At 60.1% G+C, this 26146-nt stretch carries 31 protein-coding genes; 10 read left to right on the top strand and 21 right to left on the bottom strand.

Annotated elements, in window-relative coordinates:
* Positions 1-89: 89 nt before the first annotated feature.
* Complete coding sequence (locus L53_RS10975) at positions 90-386, bottom strand: hypothetical protein (RefSeq protein ID WP_034815101.1); 297 nt, start codon at positions 384-386, stop codon at positions 90-92.
* A gap of 111 nt (positions 387-497) precedes the next feature.
* On the opposite strand from L53_RS10975, the gene L53_RS17025 reads away from it, so the two are divergent.
* Positions 498-1409, top strand: coding sequence for a hypothetical protein (locus L53_RS17025; RefSeq protein WP_156947893.1), 912 nt, complete (start codon positions 498-500; stop codon positions 1407-1409).
* A 41-nt stretch (positions 1410-1450) separates the two neighbouring features.
* On the opposite strand, the gene L53_RS10970 is transcribed toward L53_RS17025, so the two are convergent.
* The 5 genes from L53_RS10970 to L53_RS10950 all read right to left on the bottom strand — a co-directional run bounded on the left by L53_RS10970 (position 1451) and on the right by L53_RS10950 (position 6688).
* Entirely contained in the window at positions 1451-2122 is a 672-nt protein-coding gene (locus L53_RS10970) for a nitroreductase (protein WP_034815099.1), read from the bottom strand.
* A 78-nt stretch (positions 2123-2200) separates the two neighbouring features.
* Positions 2201-2692, bottom strand: a complete 492-nt coding sequence (locus tag L53_RS10965) for a GNAT family N-acetyltransferase (protein ID WP_034815097.1) — start codon at positions 2690-2692, stop codon at positions 2201-2203.
* Positions 2693-2930: 238 nt separating this feature from the next.
* Positions 2931-3575, bottom strand: coding sequence for a redoxin family protein (locus L53_RS10960; RefSeq protein ID WP_233347757.1), 645 nt, complete (start codon positions 3573-3575; stop codon positions 2931-2933).
* Between the two features lie 41 nt (positions 3576-3616).
* Positions 3617-5710 carry a protein-disulfide reductase DsbD gene (locus tag L53_RS10955; protein WP_034815095.1) on the bottom strand — a complete coding sequence of 698 codons (2094 nt, stop codon included), beginning with the start codon at positions 5708-5710 and terminating at the stop codon, positions 3617-3619.
* A 165-nt stretch (positions 5711-5875) separates the two neighbouring features.
* Positions 5876-6688, bottom strand: coding sequence for a SapC family protein (locus L53_RS10950; protein ID WP_034815093.1), 813 nt, complete (start codon positions 6686-6688; stop codon positions 5876-5878).
* 105 nt (positions 6689-6793) lie between these two features.
* Between L53_RS10950 and L53_RS10945 the strand changes: the two genes are divergently transcribed.
* From L53_RS10945 to L53_RS17605, 3 genes are all read left to right on the top strand, one after another.
* Positions 6794-8680 (top strand): DUF885 family protein, encoded by a 1887-nt coding sequence (locus L53_RS10945; protein ID WP_034815091.1) that lies wholly within the window; start codon positions 6794-6796, stop codon positions 8678-8680.
* A gap of 93 nt (positions 8681-8773) precedes the next feature.
* Positions 8774-10279 carry a VWA domain-containing protein gene (locus tag L53_RS10940; protein ID WP_255342020.1) on the top strand — a complete coding sequence of 502 codons (1506 nt, stop codon included), beginning with the start codon at positions 8774-8776 and terminating at the stop codon, positions 10277-10279.
* Positions 10273-10455, top strand: a complete 183-nt coding sequence (locus L53_RS17605) for a hypothetical protein (RefSeq protein WP_255342019.1) — start codon at positions 10273-10275, stop codon at positions 10453-10455. The genes L53_RS10940 and L53_RS17605 overlap by 7 nt, the downstream gene beginning before the upstream one ends.
* A gap of 1 nt (position 10456) precedes the next feature.
* On the opposite strand, the gene L53_RS10935 is transcribed toward L53_RS17605, so the two are convergent.
* The 3 genes from L53_RS10935 to L53_RS10925 all read right to left on the bottom strand — a co-directional run bounded on the left by L53_RS10935 (position 10457) and on the right by L53_RS10925 (position 12125).
* On the bottom strand, positions 10457-10804 hold the full coding sequence (locus L53_RS10935) for a hypothetical protein (protein ID WP_156947892.1): 348 nt from the start codon (positions 10802-10804) through the stop codon (positions 10457-10459).
* Between the two features lie 97 nt (positions 10805-10901).
* Entirely contained in the window at positions 10902-11237 is a 336-nt protein-coding gene (locus tag L53_RS10930; RefSeq protein WP_051607849.1) for a DUF2794 domain-containing protein, read from the bottom strand.
* A gap of 252 nt (positions 11238-11489) precedes the next feature.
* A complete protein-coding gene (locus L53_RS10925; RefSeq protein ID WP_051607847.1) occupies positions 11490-12125 on the bottom strand; it encodes a COQ9 family protein in 636 nt (211 codons plus the stop codon).
* A 127-nt stretch (positions 12126-12252) separates the two neighbouring features.
* On the opposite strand from L53_RS10925, the gene rpsU reads away from it, so the two are divergent.
* Together rpsU and L53_RS10915 are read left to right on the top strand one after the other, a co-directional pair.
* Positions 12253-12462 carry a 30S ribosomal protein S21 gene (rpsU, locus tag L53_RS16845; protein WP_156947899.1) on the top strand — a complete coding sequence of 70 codons (210 nt, stop codon included), beginning with the start codon at positions 12253-12255 and terminating at the stop codon, positions 12460-12462.
* A gap of 136 nt (positions 12463-12598) precedes the next feature.
* Positions 12599-13429 carry a class I SAM-dependent methyltransferase gene (locus L53_RS10915; protein WP_034815085.1) on the top strand — a complete coding sequence of 277 codons (831 nt, stop codon included), beginning with the start codon at positions 12599-12601 and terminating at the stop codon, positions 13427-13429.
* A gap of 58 nt (positions 13430-13487) precedes the next feature.
* Here L53_RS10915 and L53_RS10910 read toward each other — a convergent pair whose 3' ends face one another.
* From L53_RS10910 to L53_RS10900, 3 genes are all read right to left on the bottom strand, one after another.
* On the bottom strand, positions 13488-13871 hold the full coding sequence (locus L53_RS10910; RefSeq protein WP_156947891.1) for a hypothetical protein: 384 nt from the start codon (positions 13869-13871) through the stop codon (positions 13488-13490).
* Positions 13872-14275: 404 nt separating this feature from the next.
* Positions 14276-15682 (bottom strand): ABC transporter permease, encoded by a 1407-nt coding sequence (locus L53_RS10905; RefSeq protein ID WP_034815081.1) that lies wholly within the window; start codon positions 15680-15682, stop codon positions 14276-14278.
* Positions 15682-16647, bottom strand: coding sequence for an ABC transporter ATP-binding protein (locus L53_RS10900; protein ID WP_034815296.1), 966 nt, complete (start codon positions 16645-16647; stop codon positions 15682-15684). The genes L53_RS10905 and L53_RS10900 overlap by 1 nt, the downstream gene beginning before the upstream one ends.
* 118 nt (positions 16648-16765) lie before the next feature.
* On the opposite strand from L53_RS10900, the gene L53_RS10895 reads away from it, so the two are divergent.
* On the top strand, positions 16766-17026 hold the full coding sequence (locus tag L53_RS10895) for a hypothetical protein (protein ID WP_156947890.1): 261 nt from the start codon (positions 16766-16768) through the stop codon (positions 17024-17026).
* A gap of 5 nt (positions 17027-17031) precedes the next feature.
* Here the strand turns inward: L53_RS10895 and L53_RS10890 are convergent, their stop codons facing one another.
* The 5 genes from L53_RS10890 to L53_RS17370 form a co-directional block, all read right to left on the bottom strand.
* The gene (locus L53_RS10890) at positions 17032-17334 is read right to left on the bottom strand and encodes an aa3-type cytochrome c oxidase subunit IV (RefSeq protein WP_034815077.1); all 303 of its coding nucleotides are present in this window, start codon (positions 17332-17334) and stop codon (positions 17032-17034) included.
* Positions 17335-17417: 83 nt separating this feature from the next.
* Positions 17418-17858: a DUF1178 family protein gene (locus tag L53_RS10885; protein ID WP_034815074.1), complete on the bottom strand. Its 441-nt coding sequence runs from the start codon at positions 17856-17858 to the stop codon at positions 17418-17420.
* Between the two features lie 12 nt (positions 17859-17870).
* On the bottom strand, positions 17871-18128 hold the full coding sequence (grxC, locus tag L53_RS10880) for a glutaredoxin 3 (RefSeq protein ID WP_034815073.1): 258 nt from the start codon (positions 18126-18128) through the stop codon (positions 17871-17873).
* A gap of 30 nt (positions 18129-18158) precedes the next feature.
* Positions 18159-18638, bottom strand: coding sequence for a ComF family protein (locus L53_RS17375; RefSeq protein WP_233347751.1), 480 nt, complete (start codon positions 18636-18638; stop codon positions 18159-18161).
* A complete protein-coding gene (locus L53_RS17370; RefSeq protein ID WP_233347749.1) occupies positions 18622-18915 on the bottom strand; it encodes a hypothetical protein in 294 nt (97 codons plus the stop codon). Before L53_RS17370 ends, L53_RS17375 begins: the two co-directional genes overlap by 17 nt.
* On the opposite strand from L53_RS17370, the gene L53_RS10870 reads away from it, so the two are divergent.
* A complete protein-coding gene (locus L53_RS10870; protein ID WP_034815071.1) occupies positions 18914-19828 on the top strand; it encodes a methyltransferase domain-containing protein in 915 nt (304 codons plus the stop codon). The two genes, L53_RS17370 and L53_RS10870, sit on opposite strands and share 2 nt — an antisense overlap.
* Positions 19829-19859: 31 nt before the next feature.
* On the opposite strand, the gene L53_RS16840 is transcribed toward L53_RS10870, so the two are convergent.
* From L53_RS16840 to L53_RS10855, 4 genes are read right to left on the bottom strand one after another with little or no spacing between them, the layout of a single operon-like run.
* Complete coding sequence (locus tag L53_RS16840; RefSeq protein WP_233347747.1) at positions 19860-20033, bottom strand: Flp family type IVb pilin; 174 nt, start codon at positions 20031-20033, stop codon at positions 19860-19862.
* A gap of 17 nt (positions 20034-20050) precedes the next feature.
* The gene (locus tag L53_RS10865; protein WP_034815068.1) at positions 20051-20452 is read right to left on the bottom strand and encodes a (deoxy)nucleoside triphosphate pyrophosphohydrolase; all 402 of its coding nucleotides are present in this window, start codon (positions 20450-20452) and stop codon (positions 20051-20053) included.
* On the bottom strand, positions 20449-21699 hold the full coding sequence (gene argJ, locus L53_RS10860; protein WP_034815066.1) for a bifunctional glutamate N-acetyltransferase/amino-acid acetyltransferase ArgJ: 1251 nt from the start codon (positions 21697-21699) through the stop codon (positions 20449-20451). The genes L53_RS10865 and argJ overlap by 4 nt, the downstream gene beginning before the upstream one ends.
* A complete protein-coding gene (locus L53_RS10855; RefSeq protein ID WP_051607846.1) occupies positions 21696-22637 on the bottom strand; it encodes a peptidylprolyl isomerase in 942 nt (313 codons plus the stop codon). The genes argJ and L53_RS10855 overlap by 4 nt, the downstream gene beginning before the upstream one ends.
* Positions 22638-22832: 195 nt before the next feature.
* Here L53_RS10855 and secA point away from each other — a divergent pair, with 195 nt between their 5' ends.
* Entirely contained in the window at positions 22833-25580 is a 2748-nt protein-coding gene (gene secA, locus L53_RS10850) for a preprotein translocase subunit SecA (RefSeq protein WP_034815291.1), read from the top strand.
* Between the two features lie 4 nt (positions 25581-25584).
* On the top strand, positions 25585-26088 hold the full coding sequence (locus L53_RS10845; protein ID WP_034815063.1) for an AAA family ATPase: 504 nt from the start codon (positions 25585-25587) through the stop codon (positions 26086-26088).
* Positions 26089-26146 lie beyond the last annotated feature (58 nt).

The raw sequence follows: 26146 nt of genomic DNA, 5'->3' as shown, positions 1-26146 counted from the left end.
GGGAACCGGCCCGGCGACAAGCGTCTGCGCGGCCCCCTTCCCCGCAAAGGCCTCCTGCCAATCCAAGAGACCGGCCGCGCGTCGCCCGGTCAGGTTGAGGCGATGGACTGGTCCATAACTGGTCCCAAAAGTGTCCGTAACATCCTCCACCGTGTCGGCAAGCGCCGGGCGCGGGGCGGAGACCGCAGGGGTGGCAGGTCCAGCGCCGCCGCCATCAGGATGATCAGCCGACGGACAATCGTCTCGATGGCCTTCAGCCGACCGCGCACCCTGGCGCGCACGCGCCGCGACACCGAGTCCGGCTCCAGATGCAGCCCGGCCTGCGCCCGCACATCCAGCACCGCGCCCTGCGCGGCCTTGAGCCCCTGTTCGATGAATGCCGCCATCCCGTTCATGCCGGAGAGTTTAGGGGCGGGTGTTATCAGACGGATTGGCGCCGTTCAGAACGACTAACTTCGGCCCACTGAGCGAAACAAACGTTGAGAGGAAATCCTAAGTTGAAACTTGTTGATTCTTTGCGCGATCTTCGACACCCTTCCAAAGGTTTGCTGAATAGAGGTGTTAATGTGAAAGCTGCGCTTGGAGTTCTGTTATATTTAGCTAGTGCGGCTATCATTTTCGTTCGGAATGAAATCTCTACGGAAGAATCTCTGCCCCTTCTTCGTCTAGTTTTGGAATTATCAAGCGCAGTGGTTATTGCTGTGGCTACATATTTATTTGCTGCTCAATTCGCTCAACCGAATAAACGACACGGGTCTGGACCACGAACAGAAACTATAGATTCAGCAAACTGGGCACCTACACCTAAGCAATCCGACAATTATATTGCTGAAGAGACGGTTGAAATCGTCACGACCGCCACAGGCACAGCTTACGTTCAGCGTATAAGGCTACGATGCGAACCGAGCGGCTCAACGTCGGCTGAGTTCACAGTAGTCAGGCTATATGAGAGCGCATATTGGCGATTTAACTCAGCAACTGATTTATATGCCCGTCCACGAAAGCCTGTTCGATTGGAGGAAGAAATTGATTCAGTGCACATCAAGCAACTTCTCTCTCATGTCGATCACATCCTTTGTTTAGGACTGGTTTCGAGCGCTGAAGCAAATGATAAAGACGCCGACGGCCTTTCAAATAGGCGCGCGACAAATCTCAGTGAAAGAATGAAATACTCGTCAGTAGTCCTGGAAGAGAATATTCGATTCCATGCCGTTCCATTGGGACAAGCGAGAACTCCTAGATCCAAAGGTACGAAAGAAGAAAGAGGCCAACGTACAGCCGTGATAATCGGCATCCGCATTGATAACAAACTTGTCTCTCTAAATCAGGCGCTAGACGAGCTTACACCTCGAATACGTTCTGAAGCCATTCGTCTTGATGATTACCCAGGATCACTGAGAACGAACTAGACGTGGAAGTGAGCGTCTCGACGCTAGAGCACACCCATTCACTAAAACCCCCGGAACACCGCTGCTTCGTCCACGGACTTCCGGGTAGACACCACCGCATTTGCCGGGAAGGTTTCGTCGGGCCAGCCCATGGCGACGCAGGTCTGGATGATTTGATCGTCCGGGATGCCGGCCTCTTCGCGCACGACGGGGCTCTGCATGATGCCTTGCGAATTGATCACGCAGCCGAGCCCGCGCGACCAGGCCGTGTTGACGATGCAATTGACCACGCCGCCGCAATCGAAGGGCGGGATGTCTCCGCCGGCCAGCGCCTTGTCATAGGTGATGACGATGGAGACCGGCGCGTCGAACTGGCGGAAACCGCGCAGCACCCAGTCCATGCGCTTTTCCTTGTCGCCGCGCTCAATGCCCATCGCCTGGAACAGCTGGACGGCGATCTCGACCTGGCGATCCCGGTGGACGCCGGCATAGGGCGGGCCCATGCGGAATTCGCGGCTGTCGGGCACGCCGGCGACATTGCGCTCGACATTGCCCTTGCGGATGCGGTCCAGCACCTCACCGGCCACGACATAGAAATTCCAGGGCTGGGAATTCATCGAGGTCGGCGCGCGCATGGCGATTTCGAGGATTTCGCGGATCAGCTCTTTCGGCACCGGCTTGTCGAGATATCCGCGAATGCTGCGGCGCGATTTGACGACGTCATCATAATTCATGGCCGGGGCCTCCCTTTGATCTTTTGTTGCATGAGCCCTAGCGCCCCTGCCCCAACGTCAAAGAAGCGGGAAGTGTGGCTAGGCCGCGGTGACGAGTCCCGAAAGCTGGCTGGCATCGCCCGCAAGGCTTTTCACCATGACGCGGGACTGGTCCTGAGGGCCGGGGAAGATGAGCTGGTGCTTCGGGGTGACGGTGAAGCCGATCTCGCCGAAATAGGCGGGCGCGCCGATCAGGATGGCGGCGGGCCAGCCAGCGGCCTTGCCGGCCTCCAGCGCCTCGCCCGTGACGGTCAGGCCAAGGCGGCTGCCCCGGTGCGACGGGCCGACGGCGACCGGGCCATAGAACAGGGCGCGATCCCGGCTGGGGCCGACTTTCAGGGGCCAGACACGGCAGACGGCAATCACCTTGCCATCCAGCACCGCGACGCGGTTCACCTCTGGCAGGGAATGGGAATATTCCCGCAACCGCTCGGCTGTCTTGGCAAAATGGCCCGAGCCGAAGGTGCGCGCGAAGAGGTCTTCGATCGCATCGGCATGGAGTTCAGGGGTTTCGGGCACAATCTGGAGCATGGCGAGCGCGTGTAAGGCGCATTGCCACCCGGTTCAAGCGACAGTTTCGACATGTGCCGATTTGGACGCAGTGGGCCGGTGCCCTGCGTCTTGGACCTGCGAACGGAGCGGGCGTCTCTCTTCTCTCAACTTCCGTCTCCCCGGCACATGCCGGGGTCTCCTGCCGCTCCTTCCGCGGAGCCAGCCGGGGGAGACTCCGGCATGCGCCGGAGATACGGGGAGTTTGCTGTATCCCTCGTCAGTATTTGACCGAGCAGCCATAGGGTTTGGAACTGGCGACTTCGACCGGTTCGCCCGCAGCCACGCTCTGCATGGCGGCCGAGACATAATTGGTGGCAGTCTCGATGTCGGAAACGCGCGCGGACGGCGTGTCGTCAATTGCGCCCTGATAGGCCACCATGCCGTCTTCGGTGATCAGGAACATGTGCGGCGTGGTCTTGGCCTTGTAGAGGCGGCCAATGTCTCCGCTCTCGTCGATGATGACATGCTCAGGCGTCGCGCCGCGCCCTTCATTCATGTCGAGGATTTCCGCGCCGGTGCGGTGGCCCTGTTTGCCGGGGGCCGAGGAGATGATGGACAGCCAGACGACATCGCTCTCGGACGCATCCGTCTGGAGGCCCTGCATGTTGGCAGGCGGCACGGCATAATGTTTCTGCACGAACGGGCAGCCATCATTGGTCCATTCGAGGATGACCCGCTTGCCGGCATAATCTGACAGGGAGACGGTCTCGCCCGTCGCGGTCGTGCCGGTGAAGTCCGGGGCGATCATGGGCTCGCTTGCATCGGGGGCGGCCTGGGCCGTCGAGGCGATCAGGGCGCCAGCGCTCAGCGCCACAGCGGTGGCCATGCCAGCAGCGAGGGAAAAGTTGCGTCGGCTCATCATGATGCGGGATCCTCCAATACGTCGTGGAGATCGCATCATGCTCACTCAGTCGAGACAAGTCCAATCACAAGCTTTTGAGAAAGTACTTCCGGCAGGATTTCCGGCTCGGTCGCGCCGGCGGCATACCAGAGATACATCGGCACGCCCGCCCGCTGGCGCAGCTTCAGCTCCTCGGCAATGACCGGATCCTTGCGGGTGAAGTCCGCCACGAGAAACGCCACATCATGCGCGGCAAAAGCATTCTGGACGGCTTTTGACTTGAGCGTGGTCACCTTGTTGAGCTGGCAGGTGGCGCACCAGGTCGCGGTGAAGTCCACGAATACCGGACGCCCCTCTGCGGTGAGTTCCGCGACACGCTGCGGGCTCCAGGCTTCGGTTTCATATTTCTCAGCATACTGGCTGTTTCCCTCCCCTGCCGCCACCGACGAGTTCGCCGTCAGCGCCGGATAGACAAGCCCCGCGATCACCGCGATGGCGGCGAATGCCTTGGCGAGCGCGCCCCCACCGCGTCTGACCAGCCAGATGCCGAAGGCGATCAGCGTGCCGCCCGCCACGGTCCATGCGACCGCCGCCGGGCCGGCGACCGCGCCAAGCGTCCAGAGCAGCACTGCTGCGGTCAGGAACATCGGGAAGGCGAAGAACTGCTTCAATGTCTCCATCCAGCGCCCCGGCTTTGGTAGCAGGCGCGAAAGGCCCGGCACGAAGCTGAGCACCAGATAGGGCAATGCCAGGCCAAGCCCCATGGCGAGGAAGACAATCAGGACCGAGATCGCCGGACGATCCAGCACGGCCCCAAGCGCGGCGCCCAGGAAGGGCCCGATACAGGGCGCACCCACCACAGCGGCAAGCACGCCGGTAAAGAAGGCGCCCATGGAGCCGCTGCGCGAGGCGAGGCTGTTGCCGGTATTCTGGATCGACGTGCCAAGCTCGAACATGCCAAGCAGCCAGAGGCCGATGACGAACATGATCAGCGTCAGCACGGCTACGGTTGGGCCGTTCTGCAGTTGGAAGCCGAGATTGGCCGTGCCGGTAGCTTCGCGGATCGCGATGATGGCGGCGGCAAGCGCGGCAAAGGAAAGGAGGACGCCGCCCGTATACCAGAGCCCGTGGCTGCGCACTTCGCTTTCATGGCCGGACGCGACCGCATGCACCATGCCCATCGCCTTTATGGAGAGCACCGGAAGGACGCAGGGCATCAGATTCAGGATCAGGCCGCCAATCACCGCCGCCAATGCGAGCGCGATCAGGCTTTTGCCACCTGCGCCGGACGATGCCGACCGGGCGGCGATGCCCGCCGTATTCTCGAAGACGCCCCCCTGCTCGGCGGCAATCGTATAACCGGCACGGTCTCCGTCCGGGGTTTCAACGACGACGATGCCCTCAAGTGGTGCCTCCAGGCTGTCATCGGCGGGCGTGAGGCTGAGGGTGGCCCCATCGCTGCCGAAGCTGAGCGGCTGGTCTGCCGGGTGACTGATTTCATGGCCAAAGGGGTAGAAACGAATGTCAGAGCCAGTCTCAAAGCCGCCCTCGGTTCTCAGGCTCAGCTTCCACGGGCTGTTGCGGGTGTCGATACGCGCTTCGCCATCAAAATCACGCGGCGCTTTCGCGATCCATTTGCTGATCAGCATGCCATCTTCGATGTGCGGCTCGGCCGGGCCGACGGGCAAGGTCAGGCTCACTTCGGCGGTTTCGGGAATGCAGATTTCTTCGCAGATCAGATAATCAGCCAGAAGATTGAGCTGCACGCTGCCCATCGCATCGGCGGGAATGGTCAGCGGAAATGGCAGGACAAGGCGGTCATCATAGCCATAATCCATGATCTCCCCTTCCACGACCGGCAGCAGATGAGGAATCGGCCAGACAAAGGGGCCGATGGAGGATTCAGTAACGTCACTGCCGTCCAGCACATCGACTTGCGGCGGCAAGCCAGCATCCCCGGCATTGCGCCAGTAGACATGCCAACCCGCATCGAGGTCCATCTTGATCGCGGCATAGAATGTTTCACCGGGCTCAACGCGTTCGCGTTCGGTAATCAGCTCGACCATGGCCCGGCCCCCATCGACGGGCTGGGCGTAGGCAACCGGCATCATCGCCATCAGGGCAGCGAGAAACGGCAGGATGAGAGCTCTGATCATGCGAAGTCCTTTAAGCGGCATATGTACTGGTGTGCCCGTATGCCTGCGATTGGTCGCAGAATGAAGGGCCTCGCTCAAACGTGATGACTCAGTGACCATGGCATGGCGCGCAAGAAAAAAGCGGCCCCGGATGGAGCCGCTTTTCCTGTTCGATGGGCGCGAAGCCTAGTTGACGGGCGCTGTGACCGCCTCGGTCGCCTGAATGCGGACCGCACGCTGGATCACGACCTGCCAGTTCATCAGCGAAATCAGGTGTGCATAGATTGCGCCGAGGGCACCATTGCTGCGCAGTTCGAGGAATTTCTCGGTTGGCAGCGCGTTCAGCTTGTCTTCGGAGACAGCCCAATAGTCAGCGATCTTCTGCTGTTGGCCAACCGGATTGCCCTCATTGTCGCGCGGCTGGAAGGAAACCGTCTTCTGCTCCAGCAGATCCATGTCCTTCAAGATGCGACCGAATTCGACCGTGGCTTGGCGCTGGCGCTCGAATTCCTTACAGAATTCAATGGCGTCATTGGTGAATTTGCTCGGCTGGCCGTTTTCGAAGAAAGGCACTTCCGGCTGGTTGCTGACCATCGGCGCGGCGCGGTCGACGCACAGGACCAGACGGTCTGAGCCTTCATCAGATGCAAAGACGAATGGATAACGGCGCACAAAGGCTGGCACGTAATGGTCGTCAGCAACGAATCCGTTATTGTCGACGAACAGGTTCTGGCCCTGACGGATGCCCATCACGGCAACTGGTGTGCGTTCTTCGCCGACGAAGATCAGCGGGTAAAAACTCGCCGCTCTTCCGAATTCGGAAACCGTTACCGGTACAGCGTGGGACTCCCGCAGGAACGCGAAAGGTTGTTCGATCTGTTTGACGCCAAGGCCAGCATGAGCTTCTGCAGACAGCGGCTGAGGCTGCTTGTAGAACATCACGGTGCCGGAAAGGTTCGGCTGTCCGCCCGCTGGCGGGGTTGCAGGTGTTGTGTTCACGTTGGAGACTCCCGAAATTGTTGCCGGATCGTTACCGGAAATAGCCACAGCCCACAACACCCCAAAGGGTGGGAACTACAGTCAGGAAAAGGTCATATTTCTCCAATGAAACCGCGCTTCCCAGCCTCAATGCGATCTGTTTTCCAAGGCGCTTTCAGTGGACTGGCGGTCCTGACGCTGGCGGCGGCCTGCACGCCGGCCGTGGACGATGCGGGCACACCCCGCCGGATTGCGCGCCAGGTTGATGATCTGATGGCCTCGATTGCAGCGAATGAACTTGCTGACAATCCGGAAATGGCAACCCGGCTGGGCCTGTCCCAGGACGCCACCGGGTATGACTTCAACGCCTATCTCACTGACCGCTCCCAAGCTGCGTTTGAGCGGACACGCGTCAAACGGCTCGAAATTCTCGAAGCCTTGCTGGCCGCGCCGCGCCCGGTCGAAGGCGGGCAACAGGCCCGGCACCTCGACACGGTTATCCAGGCATATGAGACTGCGGAATCCCTGTTTGTCGCTGGTCATGGCCAGACCGGTCTTGGCCACGCCTATCCCTATGTCGCCGACCATATGCGCGGGGCCTATATTGATGTGCCGGACCTGCTGACCGGCGCGCATCCGTTTGGGACCGCTCAGGATGCGCGCGACTATGTCAGCCGACTGGCGCAGCTTCCCGGTGTGTTGCAGGACGAGCGCCGCCGCCTTCAGGCCGATGCCCGCGCCGGGATCGTGCCGCCCGTATTCGTGCTGGAGCGCATGCAGACACTGGCGGAAAAAATCGGCGCAGGGCCCGCCGAGACACATTTGCTGGTCACGACATTCGACAATCTCGCATCGGGCGCGGATGGCCTCGGCCTGCAGGAGCAGACAGAACTCGCCGCCCGGGTGGACGCGCTTGTGCGCAATGACGTGCTGCCTGCCTATGCCGAGTTCGCAGCCGCGCTGGAGGCGCTGAAGGACGACGCGCCGGAAGAGCCCGGCGTATGGCAACTGCCGGGCGGGGATGTCTATTATGACGCCGCCCTGACAGCCTATACCGATGACGGGATCACCGCCGAAGCCCTGCACGCGCAGGGCTTGGCCGAAGTGGCCCAGCTGACCGAAGAATTGATGGCCGCGCTGGAGGCACAGGAATTGGTCGAAGGCACGCTGACCGAACGGCTGGCGGCCCTGTCACTACTCGACGGCCAATTGTACGAGGACACGCCGGAAGGGCGCGAGGCCCTGTTGACACGCATGCAGACGCATATGGTTCGCGCAGAGACAAACATGGCCGAAATCATGCCCGGCATGCCGCGGACGGGCGTGACGATCCGTGCCGTGCCGGATTTTCTGCAAGCATCTGCCCCATCGGCTTTCTACAGCGCGGCCCCGGCCAACGGCTCGGCCCCGGCCCAGTTCGAAATCAATCTCAGTGATATGACGGACTGGCCGGACTTCATGCTGGCGACGCTCGTCTTTCACGAGACCATTCCGGGGCACCATCTGGAAAGCGCTCTCACCGCAGAGACCGCCAACCTGCCTTTGATCCGTCAGATGATCTGGAATGTGGCCTATGGTGAAGGCTGGGCCGTGTATGGCGAAATCCTCGCGCATGATCGCGGCCTGTATACGGATGATCCGCTGGGCCGGATCGGGTTCCTGCAGTCCATGTTGTTCCGCGCCGCACGCCTGGTGGCCGACACCGGCATGCATCGCGATCACTGGACCCGCCAGCAGGCAATCGATTACCTCGCTGAAACGACCGGGCAATCACCCGAGGCCATGGCCCAGGAAGTGGACCGCTATGCCGTCTGGCCCGGACAGGCAGCGGCCTATTGGGTGGGCGCGCAACGCATACTGGATCTGCGCGAACGGTCCCAACGTGTGCTCGGCCCCGATTTCGATCTGGCGGAGTTCCACGCCATTGTCCTTGGCGGCGGACCACGCCCCCTCTCCCTGCTCGAACGAGATGTGGAGCGCTGGTACATTTCGAAAGTCGACCTGTCGAACTAGGCTTTTTGCCACAAACTATCCGGGCTTCGCCTTATTGACGCCATGCGCGGCTTACCATTCTGTCACCTCAAGGACGCAATGAGGAGGGACATCATGCGCATGCGAGGAATGGTTCTGGCCGGAGTGGCCGCCGCCGCAATACTGACAGCTTGTGAAACGAGTGAGACCGGTCAGGCAGGCGACGCGGAGTTGCAAACGGTAACTGTCACGGGCAGCCAGCAGGACTCATCCGCGCCGCCCCCACCGCCCCCTGCTCCGCCACCGCCGCAAATGGTGATGGAATCCCGGGCCATGCTCGGCAAAGCAATGGCCGCACCAGTGATCCTGGCGCCCGCACCCGAATTCCGGGACCAGTATGAGGATGTCGAGCAGAACCCGGTCAAGCTGGTCAGCGAAGAACCGGTCTCGACCTTCTCGATTGATGTCGACACGGCCTCCTATGCCAATGTGCGGCGCTTTCTCGAAGACGGCGTCCTGCCGCCCAAGGATGCCGTGCGCATCGAGGAGCTGATCAATTATTTCGACTATACCTATCCCCAGCCCGCCAAAGGCGAGGCCCCCTTCTCGACCCAGGTGAATGTGATGCCCTCACCCTTTGCAGAGGGACGCGAGCTGATGCAGATCGGCATTCAGGGCCGGGACATTGACCGCGATGCCCGCCCGCCCATCAATCTCACCCTGTTGATGGACGTATCGGGATCCATGTTCTCTGACGACAAGCTGCCGCTGGCCAAGCAGGCCATCAAGCTGATGCTGGAGGAGATGGAGCCAACCGATACGATCGCCATCGTCGTCTATGCGGGCGCCGCCGGGGAAATCCTGGAGCCGACACCGGTCAGCGACAAGCGCAAGATTGTTGCGGCGCTGGAAGAATTGAAAGCCGGTGGCTCTACCGCGGGCGGTGAAGGCCTGCGCCTTGCCTATTCGCTGGCCGAACAGGGCCTGAAGGAAGATGCCGTCAATCGCGTCATGCTGCTGACCGATGGCGACTTCAATGTCGGCATTTCCGACCCGGAACAGTTGGAGGATTTCGTCTCCCGCAAGCGCGAGACCGGCATTTACCTGTCCGTGCTCGGCTTCGGACGCGGCAATTACAATGATGCGATGATGCAGAAGATCGCCCAGACCGGAAACGGCACGGCGGCCTATGTCGATACGCTGAGCGAAGCGCGCAAGATTCTGGCCGATGACCTGTCGGGCAATATCTTTCCGATTGCGGATGATGTGAAGATCCAGGTGGAGTTCAATCCGGCGCGCGTCGCCGAGTATCGCCTGATCGGCTACGAGACCCGTATGTTGGACCGGGAAGACTTCAACAATGACAAGGTCGATGCCGGCGATATTGGCGCGGGCACGAGTGTCACCGCGATCTATGAGATCACGCCGGTTGGCTCAGACGCCGCGCAGATCGATCCGCTGCGCTATGGTGACACGGATACGTCGGCCAGCGATCCGTCCGGGGAATATGCGTTTGTGAAACTGCGCTACAAGGCCCCCGGCGCGGAGGAATCTATCCTGCTGGAACGTCCTGTCACCCTTCCGCCGCGCCGCAATGGGCGCGCTTTGCCACGGCGGTGGCGGGCTATGGCGAAATGCTGAAAGGGGGCGAGGCCCTCGGCACCGGTTTCGGCTGGGAGGAAATCCGAAATCTGGCGAATGGCGCCAAGGGCCCGGATGAATTCGGCTATCGCGCGGAATTCGTACAACTGACCCGACTGGCAGAAACGGCCGAAGCACAGGCCGCCCTGAACAGGCCGGGTCAGGAAATAGAATAGATCAGGCCGCAATCGGTGCGGCGTCGGCCCGGCTGCGATCCGTTACGCAGACCGGGCTGAAGCCGGCCTCGATATCGTCCACGATCAGACGGCGCGTGCGCGCATCGAATTCCGTGGCGAGGAAGACTGCCCGCGCGCCGTAGCGTTCGGCGTCGGCGAGTGCCCAGATCGGCTGGATGTCATTTGGCTTGCCCGACAATTCAATCGTGCGGATGATGCGCCATCCATATGTGTCTGGAGCGGCAAACAATGCCACGCCTGCCGTGCGCGCCCAAGGCGCATCCAATGGAACGCGTTTGAAATCCCAGGCTTTGCCTGACCGTCCCCGAAATCTTACGTCGATACCCATGTTCATGCTCCGTTCTGATAAGCATGTTCCTATAATGTTCCAGAACGTTCCGCAAGAATTTTTTAGTTAACAGCGTGTTAACGCACTCGATCGAATTTCACTCAATGACACGGAAACGGCTGCGGTCGAAAACGCGCAGGACTTGCGCCAGTTCGCGGCCGCGGCGCAGCACCTGACCGGCCTGGCCATAAACCACATACTGGCCCTGCATGTTTGCGAGATGGGGCTGTTTCTCGATCCGCCATGTCGGGTTTTCGGCGTGTCGTCGGAAAATGGCAAAGATCGCGACGTCCTTGTGCATGCCAATGGCATAGTCCCTTGCCTTGCCGGCCATGACCAATCGGCCATAGACGTCGAGAATCGGTTGGAGTTCGGTCTTGTGAAAAGCGATTCGCGGTTCCGGGGGCGTTATCCGGTGCGTGTTTTCAGCCATTTTTCCCTTTCTGGTTTCTCCTGAGACGCGAAAAGGTGGCTGGTAAGCTCGCCTAACCGCGATTTAATGCAAAACGGGGGTAATTGGGGCAGTTTTGCCATGTTTACGCCTTGCGTCCGCCCCCGACGACAATCATCTTCTAATTGTCGGACGGAGGTGTTCAGCAGACACCCCGGACCCATCAGCCCCCCCAGCCCCCTGGGGCGTTTGTTCAGCTTCTGTCCGACACCTTATCCTTCCCTGACAATTAGCCTACGCCTTCGTGGACCCATTGGGCCGCGAGACCGGCAATACGTCAAGCAATGGCTTGGCAATTCGCCCGAGATTCCGGCCGATGCCCGAGGCAAGGCTGAGACGCCGGTCGATATAGGTATCGAGCTGTTCATCCGACGGCTGGTCGAGCCAATACATGATGATCGGTGGGATCACCGCCGCCAGCAGGCCGCGCTTGGAATAGCGATTGTAATCCTCTGATGTATCGCCCGCCTCGTCCCAGACCATGTCTGCGATGCGCCAGGTCCGCTGGACCGCAGAGGCCGCGCCCCAGGGCAGCAGGCCCCGAACGGCGGCGCGGCGGACCGCTTCCCGGTTCGGCTCCAGCGCAGCGAGCCATGCCAGAACACCCGCCTTTACGCGCGCGGGCGTCTTGAGGGCCGAGATATCCTGATCCGCAAGCGCCTCGCGAGCCGCCTGCCCCGCCCGGTCAAAGAAGGCGTCAATCAGGTCGGGTACGCCATTTGGCGCCGCCAGCGCCTGTTCGCCCTCGCTGAGGCCTGCCTGTTTGGCGGCCCTGGCCGCTGTGGCCTCTGTCCAGCCATCGAACGGCACGTCCGGCAGCATTGCGTCCAGCCAGCGGAACCTGAGGACTTCGGACGGTGTTTGTGTCATAACTGAACCTGATGGCTTTAAGGGCTTGGCCAATTGGCCAGAGCCGTGATATAGGCCCCGCTTCCGAGGTCTGTAGGCCTCAACCGAATTGAATCGGGGCGACGCCCCTAACGAATGGAGAAGAACAATCGTACAGATCGTCGTCCGCGATAACAATGTCGAGCAAGCTCTGCGCGCGCTGAAGAAGAAAATGCAGCGCGAAGGCCTGTTCCGGGAAATGAAGGCCCGTCAGTACTTCGAAAAGCCATCCGAGAAGAAAGCTCGTCAGCGCGCTGAAGCGGTTCGCCGCGCCCGCAAGCTGGCTCGCAAGCGCGCCCAGCGCGAAGGCATCGTATAGACGCCTCTCCGGATTACCGGTTTCCATAAAAGCCCTGCCAGTTCGCGCTGGCGGGGCTTTTTGCTTTCGGAGTTGATTTGGAGCGTGGTCGCGATCAAGATCATCACCATCGGCAAGCTGACAGTCAGGCACGCACATGACCCTCAATGAACAGATTGCTGCGCACTATCGCCACGGCGATTTGCTGCAGGCAATCGAAGACGGCCTGTCGAATCTTGGACTGGGTCCGAACAGGGTCACGGTCGACGATTTGGGACCGGTTGACGAATTTCATATTGGTGGCCGCATCGCCAGCAAGCACTTTCTCGACCAGCTTGATATCAATGCAGGCATGACAGTGCTGGATGTCGGGTGCGGCCTTGGCGGTGGGGCGCGGTTTGCGGCGGCCACTTATGAGGCTCAGGTCACAGGCATTGACCTCACACCGGAATATGTGGAGACGGGTCAGGTGCTCTGCGATTGGGTGGGACTGTCTGATCGGGTGTCTCTGAGGCAAGGCAGCGCATTGTCCATGCCCTTTCCTGATCGCGAATTCCAGCGTGCCTACATGATGCATGTCGGCATGAATATCGACGCCAAGGAGGCCCTGTTTGCCGAGGTTCACCGTGTCTTGGACTCAGGTGCGCGGTTCGGCATTTACGATATCATGCGAACGGGCGAAGGCGACCTGGCCTATCCAGTGCCATGGGCCGGCGGTCGCGACACGAGCTGGCTCACCGGGCCGGAAGGCTACAGGAAAGCGCTTGAGGCTGCCGGGTTTGAGTGTCTGACTGAGAACAACCGGGGTGCTTTCGCACTGGATTTCTTCCGCAAGATCCGGGAAGCCAACGCGACCCGTGGCGGTCCGCCACCGCTCGGGCTTCACACATTGATGCAGCACAGCACAGCCGAGAAGGTAGGAAACATGGAGGCAAATATCGCCGCAGGCCTCATCGCACCTGTCGAGATGATTGCTGTAAAAGGCTAAAGCGCGCTGCGCCGACAGCCACAGAGATTCAAGCAGTCGGGGCTTTTTTTTGGCAGGCCTATTCTTCAAACTTTGTACACACGTCTATCGCTCGCCTCTGAACTGAAGTCGTGATTGCCCGGCCGACAATATGGTGGCAGCCACCTGCAGTGTTCTGAGCATACCCAGCCTGTGTGCAGTGCTCGAACACATCGTCCCGATACTTATCCAGAAATTGGTCCGCACATAGCCGTGCGGTCCTGCCCAAATGTCCAAACGCCAGCGAAATCTGTTTGGATTCTTCAACTGAGTAATCTTCATTCGGAATTCTCGGATCATCCATCAATTCGATGACATCAACTTGAGTAAGCCGACTGATGAAGCGGTCGCGGTCCCGAGCCAGCGTTGCGCCGAAACGCATCTTCACATAACTGCCCAGTTCTATTTTCTCGACCTTCTCCAATATCCTTCGTGGTCCTGTGTATCCTATGATCATGTAGGAGCCGGGCCGTTTGATCCCGACTGAGTAGCTTTCTCTGCGCCGGTCTGCTGGGGTCTCGAGTTTATCCAATGTCCCATAATAGACCCTCTCCGGACTAGGTCCTATGGACGACCCATTCGCGACGAACCACCGCAGGGGATAGTACACACGATTGTATATCGGCCTTACCCAATGAACATTGGATGCACTCTCCGCTTCATGCGGCCTGACCAGTCCATTCCGCAAAGCATAAAACGATACGACATAGAAAATCAGGCACAGCGCAACTACGCCGAGCGAGTAAATCAGCTTTGAGAATACAGACTTCACGCTGACCACTTCAAAAAAATCCAGAGCGACCTAGTTACGACCGATCAAGTTCGCCTTCAAGCCGCCTTCCCTTTCAGGCCGACCATCCGCTTGAGCATGCCGCCCATGTCGCCGATGCCGGCGCCGTGGACCGCTCCGGCGCGGTAGACCTTGGTCGACAGCCAGAGGATCAGCAGCGCAAAGGCCGCCATCAGACCCATCTGGGCCAGCACTTCCCAGAGGGGCGGATCATGCGGCATGCGCAGGATCAACAGGAAGGGCGTGAAGAACGGGATCCATGAGGCAATGTCGACCAATGGAGAGCCCGGATCCTGAAAAGCGATGAAGATCGCGAACATGGGCAGCATGAGCAGGATCATCATCGGGCTAAGGAGCGTTTGCGCTTCCTGAATCGTGTCGCAGAGCGAGCCGAGCGCCATGAAGATCATGCCGTACATGATATAGCCGAGAATGAAGCTGATCAGGCCCGGCACGATGATGGCCGGATTGGCAAGCGTCGCCAGGAATGGCTCGATAATGCTGCCAACACCCGGAATCTGTGTCGCGACCAATGTGCCGCCCGCAAAGGCAAACAGGCCCCAGGACAGCATCATGGTGGAGGTGACCGCGAACACGGCGAGCATCTTGCCTGCCAGCAATTCCGGCAGCTTTACCGAGGTCAGCAACGTGTCGAAAATCTTGTTCGAGCGCTCCTCGATCGTGCCCATCAACAAATACTGGATGATCGAGAACACCATAAGCCAAAGGAAATAGGCGAGCCCGCCCGCAACGAACATAGGCGCGCGGTCGGCCATCGTCACTTCGGCGCCGGCGGCATCCTGTTCCTCAACCGTGCGAATGCGACGTGCGGGCACGTCAAAGGCCGCATCATCCACGTTCTGCAGGAAGTCTTCGCCAAGCCCGGCTTCGTTGAGCGCATCGCGGCGGGCAAGGCGCAGCATGGCATCCTGAGCGAGATAGCGCAGCTGGTCGACATTGACGTCATCGCTCCAATATTCGAGTTCGCTGCCATCCTCGGCCAGCACGAAGGCCGCAAAGAGCGGCTTGTCGCCCAGCGGGCCGGAGACAGTTTTTTCGCCGAGCAGATAGGGTCGCAATCCGTCAATGGAATCGGCGGGCGCGGGCACCGGGATAAATTTCCGGCTGGCAATGCTGGCTCCTTCGGCGGCGGCGCGGGCTTCACCCTCGCTCATGACGGGCAGGTCCAGCTGTTCGGCAAGTTCGCTCGTACGTTCCGCATTGGCCATTTCCCGGCGCTGGAACTCGGCTTCAATCGCCTCTGCATAGATGCCGCCCGGCTCGATGACGGCATAGTAACGCACCGGCGAGGATTGCGCCGCAAAACTGGCCAGCGCCGCACCGATGATCATGAAGAGCGGCACAGCCGCCAGGCTCAGCCAGAAGCCCCAGGCCTTTACATAGCCAAGATAGTCCCGGCGAAAGATCAGCAATATGTTGCGCATCAGGCGGCCTCATCTTCTGCAAGCGACGCGGCCAGAGCGGCTGCATCTGCCTCGCCCACCAGCGACACGAACACGTCGCGCAGGCGGGCCTCTTCGGGCGCAAAGCCGGTAATCGGTGCGCCTGCCTCAATTGCGGCGCGCAAGGCGTCCTGCGCCTCCCGGCCCGGCGGCAGATCGATCCGCCAGGTTTCGCCCTGTCCGGCATCAGTCGTGCGGACCGCCTCGAACCCTTTCGGGCCGAGTGCGCTCGACAGATCAAACCCGTTCTCGACGGAAATCCGTGCCCCCTGCCCCAGCGTGGCAAAGGCCTCCTTCAGCGTTCCGTCCAGAACCTTGCGCCCCCGCGCCATCATCACGATGCGGTCGCAGAGACGTTCGGCATGTTCCATGACATGGGTGGAGAACAGGATGGTCGCGCCGCGTGCATGCTCGGCACGGACAAGATCTTCAAGGGCTTGCTGGTTGACCGGATCAAGGCCTGAAAAGGGCTCATCCAGGATCAGGAATTTGGGCCGGTGCGCCAGCGTGGACAGGATCTGGACCTTCTGGGCCATGCCTTTGGACAATTTCGAGATGCGCGCGCGGCTGAATTCCTCAAGGCCCGCCGCGCTGAGCAGTTCGTCAGCGCGCGCCCGTGCATCATGCGCTGACAGGCCCTTCAGGCGCGCAAAATGGCTGATCGTGTCGCGCGCGGTCATCTTCTTGTAGAGGCCGCGTTCTTCCGGGAGGAAACCAACCTGCTGAAGCGCGCGGACATTCGGCCGCGCGCCGAACAGTTCCACTTCGCCTGAATCCGGCTCCATGATCCCGAGGCCCATGCGCAAGCTGGTCGATTTGCCAGCGCCGTTCGGGCCGAGAAAGCCGATGATCTGGCCGTCCGGCACTTCAAGGGACAGGTTGTCCACGGCGGTAAATGTCCCAAACCGCTTGGTGACAGAGGTCATGATCAGGGGCGATGAGGGCATCGGCATGGCGTCCTTGTAGGCAATCGACGTCAGGTCGTTAGTGTTTGTCGATATGGATTACCCTCAATCGCCCGAAACGCCTTGCCAAGCCCTTAAAGGAGTCGCAGCATCATCCCAGATGAAGACGATGCCTCCCCTTTCAGGACTGGATCGCCTGACAGTAGACGCAGGCGCTGACGGAATCCGGCGCCCGCCCGGTTCCCTTGAGAAATACGCAGAACAGTTGGCCCGGATCGAATCCGCCCTCGCCCGCATGGAAGCGGGGCGCTATGGCCTATGCACAGGATGTGACGCCAGAATCCCGCTGACACGGCTCAAGGCTGATCCGGCCATCGCGACATGCGCCGATTGCAAGGAACCGGAAAACCTGTCGGTCTGAGTGTTCTAAAGGACGAGTCCGAACAGTGCGATGAACAGCTGGACGACCAAGGCCAGCACCACCATCAGCACGACAGTGGCCATCCAGCGGCCACCCAAATTCATGACCAGACCGGAGACAATGCCGAATACGGTCATCAGGCCGAGGGCAATCATCCAGTTCATGCCAATGGCAACGGCGAGCGTTGCATAGCCGACGGTCAGGATGATGAGCAGGCTGCCCCAGATGCTTCCCACCATGAAACCATCCCAAGTCGCCTTCTGGGCGCTGATGTCCATGTCTCCACGATGATATTCACTGGCAGCCATTTAGGGCACTCCCCGTCAAAAACCTTGTGACCTGCGTAATATATCAGGGCGAAGCAGGGTCAAGCGCGTCAAAGCGCTCCAGTTCAGTTTAGTTGCTTGTTCGATTTGGGCCGCTTGGGCGTCATTGCCCGTGGCAAGGGCGCTGCGGGGATGCCCTCCTCACGCAGGGCTTCGGATTCTTCGGCAGAGGTTTCGCCCCAGATCGGCCGGTTGTCGGTCTCGCCATAGAACATCGAACGCGCCTCGTCTGCGAAGCTGTCGCCGACATAGTCGAAGTTACGCGAGACATGGTCGCGTGCCTTCGCAAGGAATTCCCGCGCCATCGCCGCCTCATCCGGCGCGGCCTTGCGACCGTCGGATGTGCGCACAGACGGCGCCATGATCTGTTTGACCACATTCTCGCCGCCGCACATCGCACAGCTGACAAGGCCCCGGCTGGACTGGTCGTCAAACGCCGAAGACGACGCAAACCATGCCTCGAAGTCATGGTCGCAATCAGAACAGATGAGCGCGTAACGGATCATGGCTGCCCCGGATTATGCGCCGAGCAGGGAATCCAGCTTCCCGGCCTTTTCCAGTGCCATCATGTCATCACAGCCGCCAACATGTTTGTCGCCGATAAAAATCTGCGGGAAGGTGCGACCGCCCCCAGACCGTTCGACCATTTCGGCTTTTTTCTGCGCATCCATTCCGGCGTCGATTTCATTGAAATTGACGTTCTTGGATTTCAGCAGGGAGACAGCGCGCGTGCAGTAAGGACAGAACTGGCGCGTATAGATTGTGACATCAGCCATTGAGGGGCTCCTGAATAGTTTCTTCCGGTTTTATATGGTGACATCCGTTTCCCGCACAACGCGCGCAAGCACCAGCACGTCGACTTGTCGCGCGCCTGCCTGTTTCAGGGCACGCGTGCAGGCAGACAGGGTCGCACCCGTCGTCAGGACATCATCCACCAGCAGGATACGCTTGTCGTGCACATGGGTTGCAGCGCGGTCAGAGACTTTGAATGCCCCCGCCACATTGCGACGGCGAGCCTTCGCGCTGAGCCCACCCTGAGTGGGCGTGCGGCGGCGGCGTTTCAGGACATCGACGCGGCAGGACAGGCCGGCACGGCGGGCAATACCCTGTGCCAGCCAGGCTGACTGGTTGAAGCCCCGGCTGACAAGGCGCGTATAGTGCAGCGGCACGGGCACGATCAGATCGGCTTCGGCGACCAGTTGCCCCCCCGCCCGGTGCATCCAGCCGGTCATGACATGCAGCCCGTCCCGGCGGCCGGATCGTTTGAGGTCAAGTGGCGGCCTCATAGACGAGCGCCGCGCGAGCCCGGTCCCAACGCGGCGGGCGGGCGATACAGGGCGCACATTGCGCCCCTGGCCCAAGGTCCAGCTCCATTGGCCGGCCACAGCTTTCGCAGACAGGATCGGAAAGGAACCCGATGGCGGCGAATTCGGACGGCGAGAGCGGCCCCTTGCCTGCGCCGCGCTGGCCACTGACGAGGGAGCGTTGGGGCCAGAGAAATTCAGCCGCGCCGCGCATTAGCCCCTTTGCCATGCGGGCCGGGTGGTCCATATCGCTGCTCATGCCTTCCCCGGTCCCCCCGAATTCTGCGCCGCCCCGCCTGTTCGACCGCGAACGGGTGGCCCGTAATCGCAGCCGGGCCGCAGCCAGTTTCAAAGAATATGACTTCCTGAAAGCGCGCGTGTCGAGCGATATCGCGGACCGGTTGGCGGATACGTCTCATTCCTTTGATCGCGCCTTTGATCTCGGCGCACATGATGGCCAACTCGCCAAACTGCTTCAGGCCAGCGACCAGGTCGGGTCTGTCGAAGCCGGGGATATATCCAGCGGCATGGTGGCGCTCAGCCGGGCCGGCGGTCTGAACGCAGAGCAGGTGGATGAAGAGGGCCTGCCATTTCCACAGGCCAGCCTGGACCTGATCGTGTCGGCCCTGTCCCTTCATTGGGTGAATGATTTGCCCGGTGCGCTGGTGCAAATTCGTCAGGCGCTGAAACCGGATGGCCTGTTTCTCGGCGCGCTGTTCGGTGCGGGCACGCTGAGTGAGTTGCGAGCCAGCCTGATGGAGGCGGAGACGGAACTGACCGGCGGCGTCGCGGCACGTGTCTCCCCCCTGCCCGGCCTGCGCGATATGGCAAGCCTGATGCAGCGGGCAGGCTTTGCCCTGCCAGTCGTTGATCGCGATCAGGTTGTGGTCCGGTACGGATCACCGATGGGCTTGCTAGCCGATTTGAAAGGTATGGGCGAGCGGGCGGCATTCGCAGCCGGGACAATGCGGCCCCTGCCGCGCCGTGTGCTGATGCGTGCCATGGAAATCTACGCAAATGACCATAGCGATCCAGACGGGCGTGTGCGCGCAACATTTGAAGTGGTGCATATGTCTGGCTGGAGCCCGGCAGATTCCCAACCCAAACCGCTAAAACCCGGAAGCGCCAGGGTCAGCCTCGCCGACGCTATACGAAATCACAAATCTTCCTGACGTCTGGTCGCAAGACCAGACAAGTGATCGGTCAGGACATTTCCGTTTCAACGGTTGTGAATGTCTGGTTGATGGATGTGGCCACGGCCACGAGGCCGCCCATGATCGCAACGGCGATCAGTCCTACCAGAAGTCCGTATTCCACGGCTGTTGCGCCCGTATCGTCACGCAGGAAGCGGCTTATCATTGTATTCGAGGCCATCATGTTCGCTCCGAGTCTGTCTAGTTACCCGAGAGCACGTCAAACAGGGGAATGTCTGCCGCAGGCGCCGGATAGAGATGAAGGTCCGATGATCTGACCCAGGCCAAGGCCTGTCCTTCCCTGGGCGAAAGCTCGCCTTCCCAACTCTCCGTTGAGAACAATGGCATTAAAAGGTGAAAATCTGGATAAGCATGACTGGCAAAAGTGATCGGTTTCAGAGAGGTCTCGTCCACCATGATGGAGAGTTCTTCCTGTAATTCCCGCACCAGCGCCCGCTCTGGCGTCTCACCTGTCTCGACCTTTCCGCCCGGGAACTCCCAGAGGCCCGCCATCGGTTTGCCAGCGGGGCGTTGAGCCAGCAGGATACGGCCTTCGGCATCATAGAGCGCAGCGGCGACCACAAGCACCATTCTACGCGTCATGTACGATAGGCTCCGTTGATGTCCACATAGCCATGCGTCAGGTCGCAGGTCCAGACCGTGGCAGACGCCTCGCCCGCGCCGAGGTGGACACGGATGGTGAATTCCGGCTGGGCAAATACCCCGCCGGCGGCTGCTTCGCTATAGTCCGGCATGCGCCCGCCCGCAGAGGCAACCTGGACATCATCAAACCATATGGCGAGCTGATCCATGTCTATCGGCTCAAGCGATTTGCCAACGGCCATCACGATCCGTCCCCAATTGGCGTCTCCGGCAGCCATGGCCGTTTTTATGAGGGGCGAGTTGGCAATCGAACAGGCGACCACCTTTGCGGAGGTTTCCGACACTGCGCCTTCGACCGTGATTGTCACGAACTTGCTGGCCCCTTCCCCGTCCTTGACGATGAGGTGGGAGAGGTCGAGGCAGACCTGCTTCAAGGCGGTGGCGAATTCGGCGAAACGGGGATCGTCCCGTGTGGCGATCTCGGCCATGCCGTTGGCGCCAGTGGCGAATACCATCAGTGTGTCGGATGTCGACGTGTCGCCATCCACCGTGATGTTGTTGAAGGTCTGGTTCGTTACCTCTTGCAGCAGACCTTGCAGCAGGTCTGGCGCGATGGCGGCGTCGGTGAAAACATAGGCCAGCATGGTCGCCATGTTGGGCGCGATCATGCCCGAGCCCTTGGCGATACCGGCCAGATTGACGTCCACGCCGTCGATCTTGGTCGCAAGCCCTGCACCCTTGGGAAATGTATCAGTCGTCATGAAGGCGCGGGCCGCGGCTTCCCAGTCAGGAGCCGAAAGCTTGCCCGCAAGATCGGGCACGAACGCGCCGACGTAGTTCGGGTCTGGCAAGGGTTCGCCAATCACGCCGGTCGCCGCGAGGAAACATTCCTGTTTTTCCACGCCCAGCGTATCGGTCAGCGCCTTGAGGGTGGCCTCGTTCTTGAGCACACCCTTGGCACCGGTGAAGGCATTCGAGTTGCCCGAATTGGCGATCAAGGCCCGGGCCTTGCCGGCACCTGACTTCAAGGCCTCCCGACACCAGATGACATCCGCCGACGCGGTATGAGACAGCGTGTACACGCCGGCGCAGTGGGTACCTTCCTCAAAGCTGAAGAGGAACACATCATCGCGCGTCATGCCACGTGCCGCATAGAAGCCGCGCGAACCGGTGGCCGCGCGCACACCCTTGACGACCGGCAGGTCTGGAAAGCGAGCCGGGGCGAAGGGAGATGGGGTCAGTTTCAAAGTTCACGTCCTTGTTCATCAGATGCGGGCTGCTCTTTGAGGAGATCGCCGTCGCTTTCAAGCGAAAGTGCGGCATCCGGGACAATGTTTGTCGATTTCTCGCCCTTTTCGATCTGCGCTTCGGTGCGCAGGCGCCGCAGGATCTTGCTGACCTGGTTGAGCGTCAGGAAGGTCACGATCTCCGGCCGCATCTCGGCGCGGGTCTTGGGTGGGCTGGTCCGGCGATCCTTCACCTTCAACAGGTGCCAGCCATCGGCAGACAGGAAGGGTTCAGAGACTTCGCCGACCTTTGTGTTGGCGATCACGACCGGGAACGGATCTGCCATATTATTTGGCGCGACATAGCCCAGGCCCCCATTCTCCATGCGCGTGGTGGTATCGAGCGAGTTGGAGACGACGAGGCTTTCAAATGTGGCGCCGTCCTGAATTTGCTGATGAAGTGCCCGGGCCTCTTCCTCGGTTTCAACCAAGATATGCGCGATCGAGACTTCGTCGTCCTCCTGCTGCAGGGCGACCTGCTCCTTGTACATGGCCTCGATGCTGTCCTCGTTCACTTCAGACGCAACCAGGCTCTCCACGAGCAGATTTCCGAGAATACGCTCGCGGGCAACTTCAAGCCGGCGCTCTGCTGCGGCGCCCTTGTCGAGCCGGCGGTTCAGCGCCTCTTGTGCCATCAATTTCTGGTCGATCAGCTGGTCCAGGACCAGATCATAGTTTTCGTCGCCGGGGCCGAACGCGTCGCCCGGTGAAATCAGGCCGCGCGCAACGGCCTCCAGCTCAACTTCGCTGACATAAATCGGATCGCCATTCACCGTGACGGCAGCTGCGGCCTCGACCTGAATGACGGGTTCTTCTTCGACTGGCCGGTTGCAGGCGGGGACCAATAAAAGCGCGGAAGCGGCAAGCAGTGCAGGCAAAGCGCGGGGAAAGGGCTTCATAAGCAGCACGGTAAAGTCTCCTTTAGGCTGAGGGCGCTGCATTGACACCCCAATGCGGCGTTCTTAAGTCTGACCCGAACGCTGGTCGAGGGGTTTCAGCCAGCGAGTGTGCTGTGGGAGAACCCACAAATATTCTGCCGGTTCCGCTGTCAGGATTAGAGTTTTGTCGCCCCAGATCAATTGGTGCTACCTGATATGCTTTCTGTTGCCCGCAAGATTTTCGGTTCAGTTAATGATCGCAAGCTGAAGCCGCTGCACGCGCGCGTCAACCGGATCAACGCGCTCGAGCCGATGATGGAGGCGCTCTCCGACGAAGCCCTACGCGGCAAGACGGACGAATTCCGCAAACGCCTCGCCGATGGCGCCACACTCGACAGCCTGCTTGAAGAAGCCTTTGCGGTTGTCCGCGAAGGCGCACGACGCTCGCTCGGCATGCGCCATTTCGACGTTCAGTTGATGGGCGGCATGGTGCTGCACTCCGGCAATATCGCCGAGATGCGCACGGGTGAGGGTAAAACGCTGGTCGCGACGCTGGCGGTTTACCTGAACGCACTTGAGGGCAAGGGCGTTCACGTGATCACAGTGAACGACTATCTCGCCAAGCGCGACGCCGAATGGATGAGCCAGGTCTATGGCTTCCTTGGCATGTCGACCGGCATCATTGTTCATGGCATTTCCGACGAGGAGCGCCGCAAGGCATACGCGTCTGACATTACCTACGGCACGAACAACGAGTTCGGATTCGACTATCTGCGCGACAATATGAAATACTCGCTGGACCAGATGGCCCAGCGCGAGCACCATTTTGCCATCGTTGACGAAGTCGACTCCATCCTGATCGATGAAGCGCGTACGCCGCTGATCATCTCCGGCCCGACCGATGATCGGTCGGAACTCTATATGGCGCTGGATGCCCTGATGCCGCGCCTGACGGATGAGGATTACGAACTCGACGAAAAACAACGCTCGGTCACGTATACTGAAACCGGCACGGAAAAGATCGAAGGCTGGTTGACCGAGTCCGGCACGCTGGAAGGCTCCATGTGGGAGCCGGCGAACATTTCCATCGTCCACCATGCCAATCAGGCATTACGCGCTCACAAACTGTATGCGCGCGACAAGGATTATATCGTCAAAGACAGTCAGGTTATGCTGATTGACGAATTCACGGGTCGCATGATGGAAGGCCGCCGCCTGTCAGAAGGCCTGCACCAAGCCATCGAGGCCAAGGAAAAGGTCGACATCAAGCCGGAAAACCAGACCCTGGCGTCGATTACGTTCCAGAACTATTTCCGTCTCTACAACAAACTGGCCGGCATGACGGGCACCGCGCTGACCGAGGCCGACGAATTTGCCGATATCTACAATCTCGGTGTCATCGACCTGCCAACGAACAAGCCGATCCAGCGAATTGATGAGGATGATGTCGTCTACCGCACCGCAAGTGCGAAATATGCCGAGATCGTCAAGGACGTCCGCGAGTGTCATGCCAAGGGTCAGCCGGTCCTGCTCGGCACGGCGTCGATCGAAAAATCCGAAGTCCTGTCGAACCTGCTGACGACCGCCAAGATTCCACACAAAGTGCTGAACGCGCGCCACCACGAGCAGGAAGCCCAGATCGTGGCCAATGCCGGTGTGCCGGGCGCCATTACCGTTGCCACCAATATGGCCGGACGCGGTACCGACATTCAACTCGGCGGCAATTTCGAGATGCGCGTCGAACAGGAAAAGGCCGAACAGGAAGCCAAGCTTGGCCGCGAACTGACCGAAGGCGAATTGTCCCTGCTGACCAGCCAGATCAAGGCCGATATTGAGGTCAAGAAAAAGCGTGCGCTCGACGCCGGTGGCCTTTACGTTCTGGGTACCGAGCGTCACGAGAGCCGCCGGATCGACAACCAGTTGCGCGGCCGAACAGGCCGTCAGGGTGATCCGGGCAAGTCCAAATTCTACATTTCCATCGAAGACGACCTCATGCGCATCTTTGCGGCAGAGCGGATGGACAATGTTATGCGTCGCCTTGGCATCAAGGAAGATGAGGGCATCACTCATCCCTGGATGAACAAGGCGATGGAAACGTCGCAGAAGAAGATTGAACAGCGCAATTTCGAGATCCGGAAGAACGTCCTCAAATATGATGACGTGATCAATGATCAGCGTAAGGCCATCTTTGAGCAGCGCATGGAATTCATGCGCGCCGAGAATGTCTCCGACACGATCATTGATATGCGCGAAGACGTAATCAACGGCCTGATCTCACGGACGATGCCTGAAAAGGCCTATGCCGAGCAGTGGGACATGGATGGGCTGGCCGAAGCCCTGCGCAATGATTTTGCCGTGGACATGCCTGTGAAGGATTGGGCCGCCGAAGAAGGCGTTGCCAATCAGGAAGTGGCCGAGCGCGTCCACAATGGAATCGCCAAAGTCTATGAGGCGATCACAGAGCAAGTCGGTCTTGAACAGATGCAGCGGATTGAAAAACAAATCCTGCTTCAGGTCCTCGACATGCGTTGGCGCGAGCATCTCCAGATGATCGACCAATTGCGGTCAGTGATCCATCTGCGCTCCTACGGCCAGCGCGACCCGCTGAACGAGTTCAAGGAAGAAGCCTTCAACTTGTTCTACAATTTGCTGAACGAGTTGCGCGCGACCGTGACCCGCTCACTGATGCATATCCGGGTTCAGACACCGGAAGAAAAACAGCAAGCGCAACAGCGCCGCCCTGTGCCGCAAGCGCCGGCGCCTGTTCCGCCAATGCGCGAAACGCATCTTGATCCGGATACGGGCCATAATGAGATGTCGAGCGACGACACGCCGCCGCCCGGACCAGCCCTGCACCAGGCAGAGGAAAGCTGGGCCAGCACGCCCCGCAACTCCCCCTGCCCGTGCGGCTCCGGCAAGAAGTACAAGCATTGCCACGGCGCCCTGACCACGCAGAAGGCCTAGTCCTTTGGCCCGGCTCATCGTGCTGTCGGGTTTGCCGGGCTCCGGAAAATCTACGCTTGCGAAAGGCCTGAGTGACCTCTCAGGCGCTATCCTTCTCAGGGTCGACGTATTCGAGCAGGATTTGCGCAACGTCAATAGCAGCGATTTTGATGTCGGCGCGCAAGGATACCAAATTGGCTACGACCATGCCCGGCGCCATCTTCTGGAAGGCAAAGACGTAATCGCCGACGCCGTTAATGCGGTGGAACCGGCACGCGAGGGCTGGAGAGCCATCGCTCGGGAAACAGGCACGCGCGTCATCGAGATCGAAATTGTGTGTACGAATGAAGACGAAGCCGCCATGAGGCTGCGCACTCGTGAGACGGGCATCGACGGCTTGCTGCCTACCAGTCTTCAAGAACGCCGCGAGCGTATCTGGGAGCCGAACCCCCAGATTTCAGGAACAGTCGATACGGCTGGCCAACCGATTGCAGACTGTGTGGATGATCTTTTCCACCTCGTAAAATAGATCGGGTAAAGCGCTAAATCGGAACCTCGTAGTAAACGCCGCGTTCACTCTGAAGAAT

This window comes from Hyphomonas sp. L-53-1-40 (assembly GCF_000682775.1).
Taxonomy (GTDB): domain Bacteria; phylum Pseudomonadota; class Alphaproteobacteria; order Caulobacterales; family Hyphomonadaceae; genus Hyphomonas.
The sequence above is the reverse complement of the archived record's forward strand: the minus strand, read 5'-3'. Positions and strand labels throughout refer to the sequence as shown.

What these genes read in the sequence shown, in the direction of transcription:
- L53_RS10975 (WP_034815101.1), bottom strand. Translation starts at nt 386, where the DNA reads ATGGCGGCATTCATCGAACAGGGGCTCAAGGCCGCGCAGGGCGCGGTG.
- L53_RS10970 (WP_034815099.1), bottom strand. Translation starts at nt 2,122, where the DNA reads ATGAATTATGATGACGTCGTCAAATCGCGCCGCAGCATTCGCGGATAT.
- L53_RS10965 (WP_034815097.1), bottom strand. Translation starts at nt 2,692, where the DNA reads ATGCTCCAGATTGTGCCCGAAACCCCTGAACTCCATGCCGATGCGATC.
- L53_RS10960 (WP_233347757.1), bottom strand. Translation starts at nt 3,575, where the DNA reads ATGATGAGCCGACGCAACTTTTCCCTCGCTGCTGGCATGGCCACCGCT.
- L53_RS10955 (WP_034815095.1), bottom strand. Translation starts at nt 5,710, where the DNA reads ATGATCAGAGCTCTCATCCTGCCGTTTCTCGCTGCCCTGATGGCGATG.
- L53_RS10945 (WP_034815091.1), top strand. Translation starts at nt 6,794, where the DNA reads ATGAAACCGCGCTTCCCAGCCTCAATGCGATCTGTTTTCCAAGGCGCT.
- L53_RS10940 (WP_255342020.1), top strand. Translation starts at nt 8,774, where the DNA reads ATGCGCATGCGAGGAATGGTTCTGGCCGGAGTGGCCGCCGCCGCAATA.
- L53_RS17605 (WP_255342019.1), top strand. Translation starts at nt 10,273, where the DNA reads ATGCTGAAAGGGGGCGAGGCCCTCGGCACCGGTTTCGGCTGGGAGGAA.
- L53_RS10935 (WP_156947892.1), bottom strand. Translation starts at nt 10,804, where the DNA reads ATGGGTATCGACGTAAGATTTCGGGGACGGTCAGGCAAAGCCTGGGAT.
- L53_RS10930 (WP_051607849.1), bottom strand. Translation starts at nt 11,237, where the DNA reads ATGGCTGAAAACACGCACCGGATAACGCCCCCGGAACCGCGAATCGCT.
- L53_RS10925 (WP_051607847.1), bottom strand. Translation starts at nt 12,125, where the DNA reads ATGACACAAACACCGTCCGAAGTCCTCAGGTTCCGCTGGCTGGACGCA.
- L53_RS10915 (WP_034815085.1), top strand. Translation starts at nt 12,599, where the DNA reads ATGACCCTCAATGAACAGATTGCTGCGCACTATCGCCACGGCGATTTG.
- L53_RS10905 (WP_034815081.1), bottom strand. Translation starts at nt 15,682, where the DNA reads ATGCGCAACATATTGCTGATCTTTCGCCGGGACTATCTTGGCTATGTA.
- L53_RS10900 (WP_034815296.1), bottom strand. Translation starts at nt 16,647, where the DNA reads ATGCCCTCATCGCCCCTGATCATGACCTCTGTCACCAAGCGGTTTGGG.
- L53_RS10895 (WP_156947890.1), top strand. Translation starts at nt 16,766, where the DNA reads ATGAAGACGATGCCTCCCCTTTCAGGACTGGATCGCCTGACAGTAGAC.
- L53_RS10890 (WP_034815077.1), bottom strand. Translation starts at nt 17,334, where the DNA reads ATGGCTGCCAGTGAATATCATCGTGGAGACATGGACATCAGCGCCCAG.
- L53_RS10885 (WP_034815074.1), bottom strand. Translation starts at nt 17,858, where the DNA reads ATGATCCGTTACGCGCTCATCTGTTCTGATTGCGACCATGACTTCGAG.
- grxC (WP_034815073.1), bottom strand. Translation starts at nt 18,128, where the DNA reads ATGGCTGATGTCACAATCTATACGCGCCAGTTCTGTCCTTACTGCACG.
- L53_RS17375 (WP_233347751.1), bottom strand. Translation starts at nt 18,638, where the DNA reads ATGAGGCCGCCACTTGACCTCAAACGATCCGGCCGCCGGGACGGGCTG.
- L53_RS10870 (WP_034815071.1), top strand. Translation starts at nt 18,914, where the DNA reads ATGCCTTCCCCGGTCCCCCCGAATTCTGCGCCGCCCCGCCTGTTCGAC.
- L53_RS17370 (WP_233347749.1), bottom strand. Translation starts at nt 18,915, where the DNA reads ATGAGCAGCGATATGGACCACCCGGCCCGCATGGCAAAGGGGCTAATG.
- L53_RS16840 (WP_233347747.1), bottom strand. Translation starts at nt 20,033, where the DNA reads ATGATGGCCTCGAATACAATGATAAGCCGCTTCCTGCGTGACGATACG.
- L53_RS10865 (WP_034815068.1), bottom strand. Translation starts at nt 20,452, where the DNA reads ATGACGCGTAGAATGGTGCTTGTGGTCGCCGCTGCGCTCTATGATGCC.
- L53_RS10855 (WP_051607846.1), bottom strand. Translation starts at nt 22,637, where the DNA reads ATGAAGCCCTTTCCCCGCGCTTTGCCTGCACTGCTTGCCGCTTCCGCG.
- secA (WP_034815291.1), top strand. Translation starts at nt 22,833, where the DNA reads ATGCTTTCTGTTGCCCGCAAGATTTTCGGTTCAGTTAATGATCGCAAG.